Source organism: Paenibacillus silviterrae, assembly GCF_030167925.1.
In the GTDB taxonomy this organism is placed as follows: domain Bacteria; phylum Bacillota; class Bacilli; order Paenibacillales; family NBRC-103111; genus Paenibacillus_G; species Paenibacillus_G silviterrae.
Genome location: NZ_JASKUT010000002.1, coordinates 2,156,797 through 2,174,704, shown reverse-complemented (window position 1 = coordinate 2,174,704; position 17,908 = coordinate 2,156,797). Strand labels below are relative to the sequence as shown.

The following is a 17,908-nucleotide window of genomic DNA, read 5'->3' as shown; positions in this document are numbered from 1 at the left end:
AACAAAAGCTGCCCTCCGAAGAGGACAGCTTCCGTAACATTACCATTTCTTAGAATAACATCCTTTTGCCTTCAATGCCGCTTCAAACCCGAAGCCCGGCTTCCCGTTGCGGATCGCATCCGCAGGAGACTGGAACTTCTTGTCCGTGATCTTCTTGGTCTTCGCCTTCGACTTCGTCGGATCCGTGAGGTCCCCCTCATAGGAGCCGATGCTGAATTTATCCACGAGCTTCACCTCGCGGCAGCCGGTCCCGAACGGTGCAAATCCTTGCACGCCCAGTGTAACGGACGCCGGACCGCCTTTGATTTTCACCGTAGCTTCTAGGGTAACCCCGCTATTTGGAATGCTCTCGGTTGGGCTGACCTCAACGCCTGCTCCGACGCCAAAGCCCGCTTCCGCACAAGCGCCGAAGCCGTCTTTATCGATACAGAATCTCGCTCCGCCGCCAACACCTTGGTAGAAGGAGGCACCGATACAGAACAGTCCGCAGGTATCGCGCAGGGTGACCGGATTATTCCCGACATAGGCATACAGGTTCGCTTGGCGCCCCTCGAACAGGATCGGGTCGATCGCCGTCCAACGGCCGGAGGCCGGATCGTAATCCCGCGCGCCAAAGCGAAGCAGCTTCGTCTTCTCATCCTTTAAGCCGCCGGCATAGCCGATTTCAAGCTCAAACGCCGGGTTCGAATCCGACAGTTGCACGCCAAAGCTGTCATAACGCATAGCCTTCACCACGTTGCCCTCAGCATTCAGCACCTGCAGTGGAGTGCCGACCTGGTCGCTAACGACGTAGTAGCTGCTGCCTTCACGCTCCATACCAAGCAGCAAGCCGCGCTCGTCATACTGGTACAGAGTGACGACGCCTGCGGCATTCACAGTGGCTGTTACCGTGAGCGGCGCGTTCACATCGCCATAGAGATACTGCGTTTTACCGCTCGCATCTTCCCTGGAGGTACGTCTTCCTATGCCGTCATATGCATACCGGATCGTTTCTCCCTGGACGGTCGCTTCCAGCAGCTCGCCCTTCACGCCGTAGCGGAACGTATCGCCGCCTCTTTGGGTTAAATAGCCGTCGATATCGAACTGATACTCCGTCCGTCCGACCTGCCTCAGCAGATCGTAGCTGCCATAGGTGCTGATCTGCTGTTCAGTGCCCGTGACTTCACGGCTGCGGCGGTTCTTGTTGTCATCGTAATCGTACGCTTCCACATACGCACCGCTTACACCGCTGCGAGTGACTTTGCGAAGCTGGTGATCCTTGTCATACTCATAGACATAGACGTCAGAGCCCTCTGTCGTCGTCACCGTTTTCCGAATCAGCAAACTTCTCACATCATACTCGTGGTTGACACGGTAAACCTCTTTGCCCGCCAAGGTATAAAGCATCTGCTTCACACGGCCCATGTCATCGTAAGTCATGCCCACCTGCAAGCGGTCGTCACGAATCGTACCCACACGCTTACCGGGACCTGTACGGTCAAAATAGAACTTGCCATACTGAATCAGCTGGTTATCCTTGTTCCAGTTCAAAGCTGCGTTTGCCTGGAATGTACCTCCATAGACGCTTCCGGTTACCGTGGTCGAGATGTTCGTCAGACGGAACTGGCTGTCATACTGGTAGCCAAACCGTCCGTTCGCTTGCCCGGACCATGCAGCGGACTGCACCTGATCTCCGTCGTACGTGAATTCGATCGCCTGGCGTAATCCGTACGCAGCTCCCGTTACCGTTGCTCCGTAAGTGGAAGAGGCCACACTTTCAATCAGCCTTACCCGGTCTGTAGGATCTCCGTCAAAATAAGAATAAGTTCGGCTTACATCCGGATCGATCACCTGATGAATTCTTCCTGTGTCGGTCTCTTGTTTGTACTGCACCACACGTCCGCTGCGGAGCGTGGATTGCTGCATATCTCCGTCCAGGCTGCGCTGAATCGTAATCCCTGCCGCAGCACCCTCCTGGCGGAAGCCGACGTAGAGATCGTCTTGGTCAAAGTCTTGCCGGTACCTGTCTCCATTCGCCGTAATCACCCCGGTAAGATTGCTGTTGTCGTCATATTCTTGACGAATCAGCTTGCCTTCCGGTGATTTGACGCTCGTAATCCGGTTTAACCCGTCATAGCCGAACACCTTCTGAGCTCCATAGGCATCCGTTACGGTCTCCAGTCGATTGAACGCATCATACGTATAGTCGAGGTACTGATCCCCCTGCAACTTGCGCTTGAGCAGTCCTTTTTCATTATACTCGTATAATACAGGCGCAATCGCCTGGCCGACCTCCTCTTGCTTGGTCACACGGTCGTAAGCATCCATGTACGTGCGTCGCTGCAAGCCTTCCGGACTCGTCTCCAGGATGCTATGGGTTGCCCGGTCATAATGCACGGTATATACGTCGTTCCCCGTCTTGTTCTCTATCGTCAGCGACTGCAGACTGAAAGGATCAAGCGAGTTCGCCAGCACGGCTTTCCTCGTTTCGGAATAGTGCGACACCTGCCCCTTCGGCGTGGTGTATTGGAACTGCCTGACTACCGGCACATCCATGCCCCAGCGCGGATCCGCATCCAGCTGCTTGATCAGCTTGGAGCCGTCCGGGAACGTAGTCTCCTCCGGTCCGTGAAGCTTGCGTACCACCGTCGTTTTCTCACCCGTAGGCTCAATGGTCGCGGTAGTCATGCTCTTATCGCCGGGATAGGTTTCATATTGCGTAACCTTGCCGTCAGGGTTCGTGAACTGCACCCGGACTCCGTTCTCAAGCGGAATCGCCTCGAGCTGCTTTAACCCGTCCTTCGGATTTTCCGCACGAATGAGCATCCCCCGCGGGGTGTAGCCATAATCGCGCACATTATCGCTAGTGTCAGTAAACTGCTTTAATAAGCCCTTCTCGTCATACACCATCTTATGTGTCTTGCCGCCCGGATGCGTTACGGTAACCAGCTGTCCGTTCTCTACCGTCAGCTGGGTTCGCTGTCCGTTCGGAGCGATGATCTCCTCAGGCTTACCCGCACTATCTCGAACGATGGTCGTTACATTGCCGAAAGGATCCCGCATCGCGGTCAATCTGCCTGCAGCATCATACTCCAGATTCATGAGCACCTGACCGGTGTAGCCGCTTCGTGTTGTCAGGTGCCGGCCGCTCTTCTTATCGAGCTCGTAAGCGACCGTCCCCGTTTCGTCCGGGAGGATGGCATTGACGCCCTCTTTTACCCTATAGTGATAAAAGCTCTCTCCTGTCGGCAAAACGGACCCAAGCGTGATTCTGACGTACAGCTCTTCATTCGGACCGATTCCGAACAGCTGCATAGGGACTCTTCCCGATTGATCGTAGCCTTCTTCGCGAACGCGTTTGGCCATACCCAGAAACACTTGCGGCTCCACCTCTTCAATAAAGCCGTCAAGATTGATTTTGTAGAAGACGCCTTGCTCCAGCTCTTTAAAATAGACAACGCCGACAGGGCTTACGTAGATGCGGTCTGTATGGAAAACCGCTTCTTCCGGCTTCACTCCCGTCATGATGTTGGTCACCTTCATTTCGCCTGGGGCGTCGGTGAAGGCCTTACCGATCAGCTTCGCCATCGTTCCGTCAGGGCGAATCACGCGGATGCGGCTCTCGTTGCTATTCCTGCCTCCGATATCCAGAAGATAGATGCTTCCGTCCGAGCCTACTTGAAAATCGTTCACCCGGCCGATATTCTCCGGTGTAGCGCGGCCATCATCTCTCGGATTCGCCTCAAACCGGTTGCCCCGGTGATTATAGGTCATAATGTAGCCGTCTGCACTCAGCTTATGCAGTGCATTGCCGTCCATGAAATACAGGCTACCGTCCGCTCCGGCCGTCAATCGGTAAGGATCGTGGAGCTTCGCCTGCAGACCGTGCGTTCCGTCAGGTATCGAGTCGTAGATGCCGCTGCTTGGCTGACCGCCCGCAATAATCGTCCAATCAGAGTCACCGGGGGAACGGCGGGCGATGTACATGATCGTCTCTTTGATAATCACAGCGTAGATGGTTCCGTCAGTGCCTACGGCAAGGCGGCCAGGATAATTCGGAACCTCCAGATACGTATTCGGTTCGTAGCTGAACAGCTCCCGGACCGCCCCTTCTTGGTCCACTCGGTAGAAGGTATGGGTTTTGGAAGACCCCCAAGGTGAGTCATAGGTCTTTTTGACAAAATAATATTGTCCGTCGGGACCGATCACTCCCGTCTCAGTGCCTCTCCCGTTCTCGAGCACCAGACTGCCCGGTACATCGGCTCGGCCGCGGAAGTTGATTTCTTGACCGCCGGCCGCACGCTTGCGCTCAGAGGTGCCGTCCCCCTTCAGCAATTCGTCGGTGAGAAGCATGTGGTGGTTATCCAAGCTCCAGCCGGCGATACCCGTCTCCTGATACGGATTAATCGGACTTAGCACGGAGCCGCTCCATGTTTCGCCAAGAGTAATCTGGTTTAAGCTGCGGTTCATCAGCACATGCTTGACGCCCGCTACCCGGCCGAAGCTGCTGGCTGCGCCGCTGCCCGAACCCCCGGAGCCCCCTCCGTTCGCGTAATACTGGGCTTGATATACATAACGGATATCAACGGAGTACCTCACATCTCCGATCATGTCGCGGCCATAGACGTCCTTGCCGTCCCAATCGTATTCGAACGTCTGATTCGGAAAAGCAGGGAACGATTTCTCGATCGTCCGGCCGGCAAGGTGCAGTTTCACTTCTACACTGCGTATAAACGTGCTGGGCTTGAACGTCGGCTTGGTCACCGGCACCGTAATGTGGCTCTTCTCCATATAACCCGGCGTCCGCTTGCTCTGATAATTGAGTGTAAGCGCACTGCCTTCGATCGGAATTGATTCGCCGAGCGTTTGATTCTGACAGCCGATGACGGAGTTCTGTTTATTGCAGAGCTCCATCTTGAACTTATCCTTCCACTCATCCTCCTGCTCCGGCGGATTCTCCGAATCCTCGGGCGGTCCGTAAGGCCAATTCGCATCCCATGGGGTAAAATGCTTTACCGTCACGCGCCACAAGCTCTTGCCTGCGGGATATAGGGCAGCGAGCTTCGCCTGCTCTTCGGCGGTGATGCCAAGTGCGGCCAAGGCTGTCTCCGAATCCGGCAGCTCGTCGCCGTTCGCATCGATGGCCGCTGTGCCGCCCTCCACGGAAAGCACCTTGATAACAACGCCGTCCTGAGACGGCATCCACCCGCCGGCCTTATAATCGTAGTAGCCTAGCGGCACGATGGTTCCCGTCGGAAATTGCAGGAAGTTATCCACGTAAACCGGAACCGGCTGATTGAAGCGGACCTCTGTCGCCCCTGCCGCCACCGCTTCGTCCACGGACAGCTCCACTGCATAGGTGTAGCCGACATTCGCCGGCAGCTCACCCGGCATCGCTTTGAGTCCGTTATCCCCTACGGTGTATTCGGTAGCCCGTACGTGAAGTGCGGAAAGCTCCTTCATCGTTCCATCGATCAGCTTCATCTGAGCTGTCGTTCCCGGCGTAAACAGCAGAGTAGCCTGACGGCTTCCGTCTGCATCCGTTACAGGACTGCCTTGCGCTACTTGAATGCCTGCCGCACCGCTTAGCTGAATCTCCGTTACGTTACTGTCATACGGAGTCATTACCACATCCGGTACGGTGAGATAATCGTTCCAAGGCACGGTAGCCTTACGCTGTACCGGCATATACCCAAGCTTCTCGTACTGAAGAGTCACGGTCGCGCCGCCGTTGATCACAAGATCGAAGGCGCCGTCGGCGCGGCTAACCGTATAACCAAGCTTGCTCTCGTTCAGTACGCGAATCGTTACTCCGGATAACGGCGCTCCTGCGCGATCTTGTACCTTACCGCGAAGCACGGACATACGTTCTTCATCAAGAGCTCCAGGCTCCACCTCAAACTGAACAGGACGGCTTCCCTGATATAGGAAGTCTGTCGCATCGGCGAAGCTCGTCGTTCCGGTGGCGGATAGCTGCGGCGCCGAGGCAGCAGGATCTGCCGGAATGCCCGGCGCCTTAGGGCTTACTGCAACAGGTGCCGAGAGCTCCGAGGCGTTCCCGCTTTGATCCACTGCTTTGACTGCATAATGATATGTCGTCCCGTTGGTCAGGCCGCCGGCATAGTAAGCCATTCCCTGAATGGAGGCTTGCAGCGACCATGGACCCTCTGCGGCTTCCGACAGATAGACTTGGTAGCCGGAGAGGTCCGGTTCCGTGCCCGCTTTCCAATGAAGGATCACCGCTGAATCCTTGGCGGTGGCCTTCAGGCTAGTCGGCGCAGCCGGCGGCACAATGTCATTGTTATTGGGTGTAGCCTTCACGAAGGCAGACCGCGCGGACTCGTTCCCGTTCTCGTCCACAGCAGAGATGGCTACAGCATATTCGACGTTGTTCGTAAGTCCCGTCAGCGTATATTCCGTAACCCTGCCTGTCTCTGCCCCGAGACTCCAGCTATTGCCGTTGTCTTGAGAAAGGTACAGCTTATACCCTGCGAGGTCGGCATCGGTCACAGCCGTCCATTGGAGCTTGATAAGCGCATCCCCAGCCGACGCGGTCAATCCCTGTGGAATGGCCGGAGACGTGCCTTGCGGCGTCGCTTGAACGGGCGTCGAGCGATCCGATTCCTCTCCACGATTGTTCATGGCTGTGACGGCAAAAGCATAGGCGGTACCATTGGTGAGACCGGTCATCGTGTAGCTCGTTTCGTTCCCGGCCTGCTGACCATAACCCCAAGTGGCTCCCCCGTCCATGGAGACATACACCCGGTAGTTCGTCACTTCGCTGTTATTCGTCACGGCGTTCCAGCTTAGCTTCACGGCTCCTTCGAGCGGCTGCGCCGTTAGCCCTTCAGGCGCTTGAGGCTTGCCGATGAATACATGATAGAGCGCCGATTTGGCGGACTCCGAGCCATTGCTCTCATAGGCCGTTACGGCAAAAGTATAGCCTCGGCCACTGACCAGTCCGTTCACCATATAAAACTGCATTAAGCCATTGTCAATGGGGTCTCTCCAAGTGATGCCTCTGTCTTCCGATACATAAACTTTGTAGCCTGCTACCGCCGGATTCTCCACCGCACTCCAGCTGACCACGCGGGAGGTCTCTCCGGCATAGTGGACCTGGATTCCTGCCGGCGCCGGTAAGGAGGAGGCCGGAGCACTCGGAGTAGCCTGCGCGGGAACAGACTTGGCGGATTCATTCCCCGACACGTCTGTCGCTGTTACTGCAAAGGTATAGGCAACTCCGTTCGTCAAGCCCTCGGCGATATAGCTTGTGAGCTTGCCCGTTGGTTTCGCCGACGACCAAGTACTTCCTCCGTCCTGGGAGATATAGACCTTGTAGACGTCCAGATCACTGTCACCTACCGACTGCCAAGTGAGCGACACCTTGGAATCGCCTGCTGCTGCAGATAATCCGGCAGGAATTGCCGGTGGAGTGACATCCGCAGACTCCTGTACCTTGATAACCGCCGCTTGGGAGTTCCAGTGATACAGCTTTCCCCAGCCTGGCTTAAACAAGCCGATACGTACGGTATAGTCGCCTTCCGTTGCTCCGGCAGGCACCTGCCATGACATCGGATAGGTGTGGACTTGATTGGCGCGTAGCTCCTGAAGGTCCAGAAACTGCTGATGCACCCTCTCGCCTGTCGGACTATAAATCTCGGCATCCACGAGCACCGTATCCTTCTTCGTACTGCTGACCTCTACCTTCAGATCGACTTTCTCACCGGGAGCCGTCTGTGAAGGCGTTGCCGTCGCGCTAGACGTGTACTCCGCCTTCCCGCCCGGCTCGCCGTTCGCCGTGGCCGGCAGGACGTTAATCACGGCCCGCTTCGCCCGATCGACATAAGTTACGGTGCGGTCAGGACTTAAGACGCTCATTTCCACAGCGTATTGCCCTGCCGGAGCCGCTGCCGGTACATTCCAGGCTAACGGGAACAAGGTTTCCATGCCTGTGTTGAGTGTCCGATTTGGAAACTCCTGATGTGCAACAACCGCACCCTCCGCGCTGCGCAACTGGATCTCAACCAGCGTCTCGAGCGTGGTAGAGCTGCTGGCTTTGGCCAAAATCTCCACAGGCTCCCCCGCGCGAACCGCACTTGGTGTTACGGTAACCGAAGTGCTTACGCTCGGTCCTGCCGCTTTGCTTACCGTGATGACGGCTGCGCCTGCATGCCAGGCATACTGCACCCCCCAGTCGGGCTTAAAGATCCCTATGCTAACGGTATACTTCCCTTCCGGGAGGGTCTCCTCGAGATTCCACTCGAAGGGAATGCTTTTGGTTTCACCCGCTGTAAGGGACAGCCCATTCTCGACCTTCTGGAAAACCCTCGCTCCGTTCGAGCCGAATACCTCCAGGTCCACCAGCACCGATCGGCTGACCGCAGCTGTAATAGAAGCCGTCAAACCGACCGCTTGCCCCGGCTGCACCTGCGATTCCGAGACGGCTACGGTGGTTACGTAGTCTGTCACGGGTTCGGCGGCGCCTGCCGTCGTGGCAGGCAGCACCGAGGTAACAACCAGCACCCACACGAGCAGGGAATGCAGCCATCGCCTGTGATGGGGCTTCATCATCTTGCCGTATTTCATCATTTCTCCTTCCTCTCCTTCAGCTCATTATGCACGAGGTTCAGCTTAGCACATCGCCTTAGGAGCGAATAAGTATCCAAAAGGATACTTTTGGGGTTTATCTCTCAAAGTGTGTAAAATTTAACAAATGGCGATAACGGACAAAAAAGAAGGTGCTATCCGAGGCCGTGGAAGCGGCCAGCGGATAGCACCTTTCGGTCCATTCTTATTCATCCGAGCACGATTCGCTCGACGACGGCTTCGAACCCCGCCGGGGGTTCAATAGAAAGCTCCAAGTCGGCAGGCCCCTCGATTCTCATGTACAGCTTGCCTCCAGGACGGTCGGCACGCCAGGAGACGTCGATTCTGCCTCTGCCGGGAAGCGGAACCGTCCCGCGGGCCCACGTAAGGTCCGCGATCTGCGGCTCGATAGCAACCTTCGACCAGCCGGCGTCCATGCCACGCACGCCCAAGACGAAGGCACCGAGGAAATAGCCCGGACCTGCCGACCAAGCGTGACAATGACTGCGTGTCAGCATATTCGGATGCGTTCTGTTTTCCGGAGGGTTTGGATACATTTCCCAGCATGTCGTCGCGTCATTTTCGAGCATTTCCCCGTATCGTGCCCGAATATCGTCCAGCATGATATCGAACCGGCCGAGCTTTGCCAGCGATTCATGGTAGAAGAAGGACATGAAGGCGCTGCCGATCTGCACGAAATGCCGCGGAGGAGACACAATGTACGATTCCAGCCGCTGCAACCGAGCTCCAGCCGCAATACCGCACAAATAGGCAACCACCTGCGTCTGCATGCTGAAGGTCCGGGAGCTCGTGCCGTTGGTGTGGATGCAATCCACATAAGCCTGGTTCTCCTCCGACCACAGGAAGGTATTGATCGCCTCCTGCAGCCGGTCGGCACTTGTCATAAATCGCGCAGCACATACCGGCTCGAATTCGTCCGCCAGGGAAGCGGCGGAACGAAGCGCCTGAACGAAAAATAGGTTCTGGTGAGTAACGATGCCGTCATTCGGCTGATCGATCGGCGCCCAGTCAAGCAGATTCCATCCCTTCATGTTCAGCAGCCCGTTCCCGTCAAGCTTCTGCAAGTAATGGTCAAGCGTATAACTTACATGCGGCCATATTTGCTCGGCAAATTGTCTGTCCCCACTGAACCGATATAGCTCTAAGCAGGCAATAGCCCAAAAGAAGGTCCAATTCGGTATTACGCTGCTCCAGCCGCTGGGAACCTGATCCGCGTATAAGGGAGATTGAAATTTCGAGCCGGGGACAAGACGCAAACACCGTTTCACGATCGCATCGTCGCCGAATACATAGTAGTTCACCAATGCTTCGTTGCGGGCATCCCCTACCCAGAATGCCTGTTCGAACGCCGGACAATCGACGAACGTATCTTCCATGCACAGCCGCGTCGTATGCTTGCTGATCTCCCAGACGTCATTGAGCAGGGGATCCGAGCAGCGGAACCTGCCGATTTCCGCAACCGCGTAATTGCTTTGAAGTACAGTCACACGGTGAAGCTTGAGCGGCCTATCCGCGTTTCGCACGACAACCATGACATAGCGGAATCCTCTGCGAACGGGTGAAATATACGATTGGCGCCCTTCCCGGCATACGTACCTCAGCGTATTGTCCAAACCATAGGTGATCTGCTTCCAGCCATCCCTCATGTATTCCAATCCGTAAAAGTCGATGATCGTTCCGTCGGACGCTTCCGCTTCGAAGGAGAGATAACCGGAATACTCTTTGCCGAAGTCGATGACCAGCTCCGTGTCCTCTCCAGGGTAGACGGGTACAACGGCGGCTGCGTCATTGGCAATGACGGCAGTTTGCAGCGCATAAGGGATCGGCAAAGGCTGCGATTGTCTTTTCCATACACATCGGCTGAATACATCATCACGGCTTACATGACGCGGATCGACCGGCTTCAGCCACGAGGCGAATTCGTCCAGATCAGCCGGCGCGGCTATCCGTTTGGCCCGAAGATAGTCCGGGTGGTTATCTTGAAACGACGGCTCGGGCTGGTGATCGATGATCTCGATCGCATCAAACGGTCCCAGCGTCGCGAAAGGAGTACCACGGCCGCTGCCCTCACCATTGTAGAGCGGCGAAACCACCTCGAGAGCTTCCTCGCAATCGATGCCGAAATGAAAGCCATGACCATGGGTGACCCCCCTGACCTCCACCATGAGAAAGTTGTCCCCTTCTGCGAGCTCGACGTCCAAATACCGCTCCGGCTTGTCTCCGTACTCCCTGTTCTCATCGTACCAAACGCCGTTCAGGCTGAGCGGTCCGGACAAACGGCCTCCGTCCACGATGCCGATGGTCGCGCGGGCCGGGCCGTTCGCTCGAATGACGGTGGTCAAATAGCCGTAAAGCCTAATGTTGTTCGCATGATACTCGCTGCTGGGAACGAAATGATTGCGCAGATCGAGCACGACGCCCCACGATCTCGGCGTAACACGGCTTAAAGATTCCACACGGACAGGGTACACGAGTTCCTCGGTTAAGGGCGGAATATCCCGCGGCACAAGCTTGGTCCACGGCTCCATGCCGACCTCGCCGATCTCGGTTGCCCTCCCCCATTCCGCTCCTGCGGATCCGTCCTGTGTCCAAGCCTCGTCCCAAAGTCTCGAATCGATCACCTCGGTAAAAGGCAGCTGGCAGGATATGCGGGAAGAACGGTTATCGTAGCCGGCGTGAACAGCTGTAGCCCAGGTGGAATCGGTCGCGGCAATGACATCCCACCGATTCCCGCAAGCGCTCTCTACTTGGGCGAGAAGACCGCCGCGGCCGCGCAAATATTGGAACGTCGGAACTCCGTAATGCATGACCATCACGGCGATCGTATTATCCTCCCCGGCGGTAAGCAAATGGCCGATTTCATATTCGTCGTAAGGGAGCTCGAACGGCCAGGATCGGACAGGACCCCGCCCTATCAGCGTACCGTTCACATAGAGAACATACCGGGAGTCCGCCGTGATTCGGATCCTGGCCTGCCTCGAAGCACATTCGTCCGCATAGCGAAACTGCTTGCGAAAACAGCGCCATTCGTTCCGGGGACTTTCTTCTTCACCGGTCCATATCCACCTGGCTTTCCAGGTCGTGTTGTCGTCCATCGTATCCATTTCCCACTCAGCTCCTTCTCTAACATCTTCTGAAACCTATTATAAAGGAGCTATGAAGTTGAATAGGGGGTTCGATCGGACATGTTAGTAGGTCGAATCAGACGAATATCACAGGAATTTCCACCAAATCCTGAATGCTTCCATCACGAGCACTGCGTGTGTACACCATGACTACCCCGCTTGGGACGGTAGGACGCTGATCGAACTGGAGCGGTACGTCGAATGTTCCGAATGCCGGAGCACCTTGGGAAGCCATGGCCGCCTTTTCCTGCGTTACGGTCTGCCCCATCGAATCGAGCATTTGGTAGTTTACCGTCGCTTCGAATGCACGGGCGCTGCCTGTCAAATGCTGTCCGGGGGCAACTGTCGTTCCGGGCAACGGCTGGTATACGACGATATTCGTCGAGGACGGAAGCGGCACAACCAGGCGAAATCCGGGATAAATGACATCAGGCGATAAACCCGGCCGATTTCGGTTAGCCCGAATCAATTCGCTCATCGATGTGCCGAAGCGCCGGGAGATCCGGTACAATGTGTCTCCTTGCTCTACTTCGTATACGAAGCTCGCAATGTAAAGCAGTTGAGCGACACGGAGAATGTCCGGCTGCTGTATCTGATTCAATCCGGCCAGCATGTCGACACTTACGGAGAATCTTTCGGCAATCCGATATAGCGTATCTCCGGGCTGAACCTGGTATATCACAGAGCTTTGCTCCGCCATACCCGGCAGTCTTGCCAGCAGGACCAGCCCCGGATAGATTCGATCGGGATCCATTATGGGCGGATATAATGCATTCATTTGCACTAGCGACGGTACGTTGGTGCCCAATTGTTCTGCTATCGTATACAGGGTGTCACCGGGTCGAACGGTATACAGCAAGTGGGTGCCTGGTGAAATCGGCATGGGTACGCCACTCCTCTTTTTAAGTAGGTTAATACCCATCATATGCCGTTTCCGTCCGCTAATGTGAATCTATTTTATCACTTATGCAGGTAGTGCGATTTCTTCCACTAGTTTTCGATTCGTAAAGTGCCCTGTCGGCAGCACGAAAAAGCTCCTCATGGGATTCTGCGTGAACCGGAAATTCGGCAATACCTAGGGAAATCGTAATTGTTTTACCAATTGGAGTTATGGTATGTTCTACAGCCGCTCGGATATCTTCTGCGATAATGAATGCTTCAGACGCTGCAGTATTAGGTAAGAGTACAACAAACTCCTCTCCTCCGAAACGGAAACAACGATCCTCGCTTCTTACCTTGCCGCTTACGATCACCCCCAAGTGTTTGAGTACTTCATCACCTGCTTGGTGCCCGTAAGTGTCATTTACACTTTTAAAGTGATCTATGTCTAATACAATAATGGAATATGTTCTGTTATCCTTTGACCATGATTGAAGCGTTTCATCTAACGACCTTCGATTCGCCAGACCGGTTAGTTGATCATTATATGCGTCACGTTTTAGTAAATGAGTGTTCTTCTGAACCGTTTGGATAGCAATAATAACGGACTTCGTGAGTAAATCCACCTCTCGGTTCCAATGAGAGTGCTTTTTCGGAATGGAGATGGTTTCACCTGTTGAAAGCCGGTTCACAAGATTTGCTAAATTCATAAAAGGGGATGCAAGCTTGCGGGCAATAAATACGGAAAATAGCAATAGCATTATGAAGGGAGCGAGCGTATATAGGATAAGCTTTTTGGTATGATCCATCAACATAACATTAACTGATGACACCGGCGTTTGCTGTACGACTCCCCAACCGATCTCAGGGACAATGGTGTAGGCAGCCAACATGGGAACCCCTTTAGTATTCTCTATAATTTCCATGCCGCTCTTACCTTGAGCGAGTTTGCTCACTATCGGATTTGCGCTTACCACTTCCCCCAGACGATGTTTATCCGGGTGAAATAAGAGATCTCCTTTAGGCCCTATCACATAAAAATAAGAGCCGATGGAGTCAATCTCATTATTTCCAACAATTTCGTTTAATATATTTTTCTCTTGAAGATAAATGCTGCCCCCGATAATCCCTCTATATTTCCCATTCTTGTCATAGATAGGTTGGCTCATTAATACGATTAGTCGCCCGGAAGCAGCATAATAAGGTGGCGATAGAGACGGTTTTCTTGAGTTCAGTGCTTCGTTCGTTGGACCGGAATTAACGGTCTGGCCCTTCAGACCAACACTAATCGGGGCGATATTTTGTACCACCCCTGTTTCATCGACCCAAGAAAGGGAATTAAAATATCGGCTCGTCGATTGTAAAATCTCTAATTGTGATTGGATATCTTCAGCCGACCGTTCGCCGGTACCGAGATAATTAGCTGTATTCTCCAAGCTGCTTCGCATGTTTTTGAACAAGGAATCAATCGTACTGCTAAGATTTTTCGACTTTGAGTAATTTAAAGAAAGACTCGTATGTACCAACGATTCTTTCTGCGAGTGATAGGATGAAATCAATAAAACAATAAGAGTACTTACCACGGAAGCGGTTACTAGAGCGGCAAGTAAAGTAGCTAATTTTATTTTTTGCTTATGCAGCCGATTCCTCACGGTCCGCCCCCTATATAAAACAACAAAATTCGACGTTAATCTACTTAATTATACATTGTTTTACAATAGGTAGAAAGGGAAAATGCATTTTTTCCTGAGCTCCGCTCAAAACTTATAAATTCTAATGTTATAAAAAAAAGGAGTCGCATCTCTGCGAACCCCTTATTGAATACATAACGGCATCTATGGAAATCATGTAAGACAAAGCTTGATTATCCAGTCAAGACTGCGTAATGTTAGGATACCGTCCGGTTAGCCGTCTGAACCGGCTGATTATCGCTTAAGCCAAGCGTCCGTGCTGTTGAGTTATGAATTTCATGAATGAGCTCCGGATTCTTGATTAAGGACACGCCAAAGGAAGGAATCATCTCTTTGATCTTCGGTTCCCACGCTTTCATATGCTGAGGGAAGCATTTCTGGATGACCTCCAGCATGACGGAGACAGCGGTAGAAGCCCCAGGAGAAGCGCCGAGCAATGCGGCTATGGAGCCGTCAGCAGCACTGATTACTTCCGTGCCGAATTGAAGCGTTCCTTTGCCGGCAGCCGTATCTTTAATAACTTGGACACGCTGGCCCGCTACCACTAAATCCCAATCCTCGCTCTTGGCGTTCGGTACGAACTCACGCAACGCTTCCATGCGTTGCTCCTTCGATTGCATGACTTCCTTAATCAAGTATTTCGTCAAGGACATGTTGTTTAAGCCTGCCGCGCACATCGTAACGAGATTATCCGGCTTGACGGAAGTGATCAAGTCAAACATTGAGCCGGTTTTCAAGAACTTAGGCGAGAAGCCGGCAAACGGACCGAAAAACAACAGCTTCTTCTTGTCGATCACCCTTGTATCAAGATGCGGAACCGACATAGGAGGAGCACCCACCGGAGCTTTGCCATAAACCTTGGCATGATGCTGCGCTACAATCTCCGGCTTCTGACATACCATAAAAATGCCGCTTACCGGGAATCCGCCGATACCCCGTCCTTCCGGAATACCGGACTTTTGAAGCAAATGGAGGCTTCCGCCGCCGCCGCCGATAAAGACGAATTTGGACGTATGGCGCTCGACAGAACCGCTGTCGACATTGCGTACCTTCAATTCCCATAAACCGTCGCTGGTACGTTTAATATCATCAACCTGATGTTTGAAACGAATGTCAACGCTCTTGTTCTTTAGGTTATCAAACAATAGACGCGTTAAAGCACCAAAGTTGACATCCGTTCCGGAATCGATTTTGGTCGCCGCGATCGGTTCATTCAGTGCCCGGTCTTTCATAATAAGCGGAATCCATTCCATTAATTTATCGGGAGAATCGGAAAATTCCATCCCTTGGAACAGGGGATTGGCGGACATCGCTTCAAAACGTTTTTTCAAAAACGATACATTTTTTTCCCCTTGAACTAAACTCATATGAGGCAGTGGCACGATAAAGTCCCGCGGATTCTGGATCAGCTTGCTGTTAACAAGATAAGACCAGAACTGCTTGGAAACCTGATACTCTTCGTTAACCTTAATAGCTTTACTAATATCGACGGATCCGTCCGGTTTTTCGCTAGTGTAGTTAAGCTCGCACAGGGAAGCATGTCCCGTTCCCGCATTATTCCATTCGTTAGAGCTTTCCTCTCCTGCGCCCCCGAGTTTCTCGAACACAGTGATTTTCCAGTCCGGCACTAGTTCCTTCAGCAGTGACCCCAAAGTCGCGCTCATAATTCCGGCACCGATTAAGATAACGTCTGTTCTAGTTTGTCTGTTACTCATTTTAAACCGTCCTTATACCCTAAGATTTGCAGAAAAGGAGTAAGCCGGCAGCCAAGGCTTGACCTAGTCAAACGCCTTCTCTGGATCAATTAACCCTATACATTTTAATATTTATTTTACTATTATACGATAGTTAGAAGCTATTTAAAAGCTAGTAAAAAGTGTGAAGTCCGCAGGCAGGCTGTTTTCACTCTTATTATCCCTTATATAAAAAAAACGGCCTCGTCAGAGACCGGTTTTGCCGCTTGCGGGGCCAAGCATCACACCTTCTGCGCTCTGGGTGCGCTTTCGAAGCCGATCGACTTGTGCGCGCCGTCACAGAACGGCTTGTTGCCCGATGCTCCGCACCGGCACAGAGAGAACGATTCCTTATGCTCGAACGGGTTACCTTCCGCATCTACCAGCTCAACCGGACCTGTTACCCGAAGCGATCCGTTGTCGTTCACTTTGATCGTCACTTTACTTTCATTCGCCATGAGATGCCTCCTATGTACGGTAAGTTATTACAAGTATATCCGGCAAGTCGGATAATAAGAACAAACTCTCGGCAACGGCATCGGCAGTCGCTTGGCAGCTTGCCTCACTAAGGTTCCCTATTCGAGTTTCTTCATGCGATAACAGCGTGCCGAATCCTGGAATTTGAATACAACGAAGCATGCCCGCCGGTGATCGAGATCGCCTGGCGGGCTTCTTTGGTTACGTTGGCTTTCCATTCCCCAATCGGTCGCTCATCACGGCTAGATCGTGGCCCTTCAATGCTCCTTCAATCAGCTCCGGCAGTTTGTCCGGAGAGCAGCCGAAGCACGGGATCCCTTGCTGGGCCAGCCGCTTCGCCACGGCCTCATCATACGAAGGCACGCCCTGGTCGGACAAAGCGAGTAAGCAGATCGTCTTCACCCCGGCCTGGTGCATATCGATCAGCCTGCGCAGCATCTCCGTTCGGTTGCCTCCCTCATACAAGTCGGAAACCAGGAGGAACAGCGTTTTCTTAGGTTCCGCAATAAACTGCTCACAATACGCAATGGACTTGTTAATATCCGTTCCTCCGCCGAGCTGAATACCAAACAGCATATCGACCGGATCGTGCGCACATTGCTCGCTCAAATCCACTACCTCGGTATCGAACGCCACGACCCGGGTGTCGAGTGAGGGCATGCTGGCGAAGATGGACCCGACAATCGACGCATAAATGACGGAGCCTGCCATCGATCCGCTCTGATCGATGTCCAGAATGACCGTCCACTCCTTGCTGCGACGGGCACGGTCGAAGAAATACACCTTCTCGGGAATGAGCAGCTTACGCTCCTGATCGAAGTGCCTCAGGTTTTTGCGGATCGTCGTATTCCAATCCAGGCCAGTAAAGGAAGGCAGCGGGGAGTGCCGCCTTCGGTTCAAAGCCCCTGTCACGGCACGCTGCAGCTCCTGAGAGAGCCGCTTCACGATTTCATCCACCACAGCCTTCACCAGCTGCCGCGCGGATTCCTTCGTTTTCTCGGGAATTTGTCCTTTGAGCGCCATCAGCGTGGCCACCATCTGAATGTCCGGCTTCACCTGAGAGAGCAGCTCCGGCTCAAACAACAGCTGCTTCAGCCCTTTGCGCTCAATCGCATCCGACTGAATGACCGATACGATGTCCGGAGGGAAAAAGGTGCGGATATCTCCCAGCCATTTGGCCAGCTTCGGCGAGGATGGCCCGAGACCAGCCCTGCGGGAGCCGCTTTGGCCGCGGGCATCGCTTGCAGATACGAACGTCTCATCATATATGGCGGCAAGCGCTTCATCCATGATGGCGGCCTCTTCGTCGAGAATGCCGCCGCCGGTGCCGTACGACTGCAGCTTCTCTTCGGAAGAGGCACCCAGGATAAGCCGCCAACGTTTTACTTGCTCCGGATTCGGGTTAGGTGTCGTCATG

7 protein-coding genes are annotated in these 17,908 nt (G+C 53.7%); all 7 read right to left on the bottom strand.

Features of this window, described 5'->3' with window-relative positions; all coding sequences use genetic code 11:
* Positions 1–39 precede the first annotated feature (39 nt).
* Positions 40–8,568, bottom strand: coding sequence for a fibronectin type III domain-containing protein (locus tag QMO62_RS32365; RefSeq protein WP_284646620.1), 8,529 nt, complete (start codon positions 8,566–8,568; stop codon positions 40–42).
* 206 nt (positions 8,569–8,774) lie between these two features.
* Entirely contained in the window at positions 8,775–11,690 is a 2,916-nt protein-coding gene (locus tag QMO62_RS32360) for a family 78 glycoside hydrolase catalytic domain (protein WP_284646619.1), read from the bottom strand.
* Between the two features lie 97 nt (positions 11,691–11,787).
* Positions 11,788–12,594, bottom strand: coding sequence for a LysM peptidoglycan-binding domain-containing protein (locus QMO62_RS32355; RefSeq protein ID WP_284646618.1), 807 nt, complete (start codon positions 12,592–12,594; stop codon positions 11,788–11,790).
* A gap of 58 nt (positions 12,595–12,652) precedes the next feature.
* Entirely contained in the window at positions 12,653–14,242 is a 1,590-nt protein-coding gene (locus QMO62_RS32350) for a sensor domain-containing diguanylate cyclase (RefSeq protein ID WP_284646617.1), read from the bottom strand.
* 236 nt (positions 14,243–14,478) lie between these two features.
* A complete protein-coding gene (locus tag QMO62_RS32345; protein ID WP_284646616.1) occupies positions 14,479–15,996 on the bottom strand; it encodes a malate:quinone oxidoreductase in 1,518 nt (505 codons plus the stop codon).
* Positions 15,997–16,256: 260 nt separating this feature from the next.
* Positions 16,257–16,472 carry a CDGSH iron-sulfur domain-containing protein gene (locus tag QMO62_RS32340; RefSeq protein WP_284646615.1) on the bottom strand — a complete coding sequence of 72 codons (216 nt, stop codon included), beginning with the start codon at positions 16,470–16,472 and terminating at the stop codon, positions 16,257–16,259.
* A gap of 220 nt (positions 16,473–16,692) precedes the next feature.
* A complete protein-coding gene (locus QMO62_RS32335; protein ID WP_284646614.1) occupies positions 16,693–17,907 on the bottom strand; it encodes a VWA domain-containing protein in 1,215 nt (404 codons plus the stop codon).
* Position 17,908 lies beyond the last annotated feature (1 nt).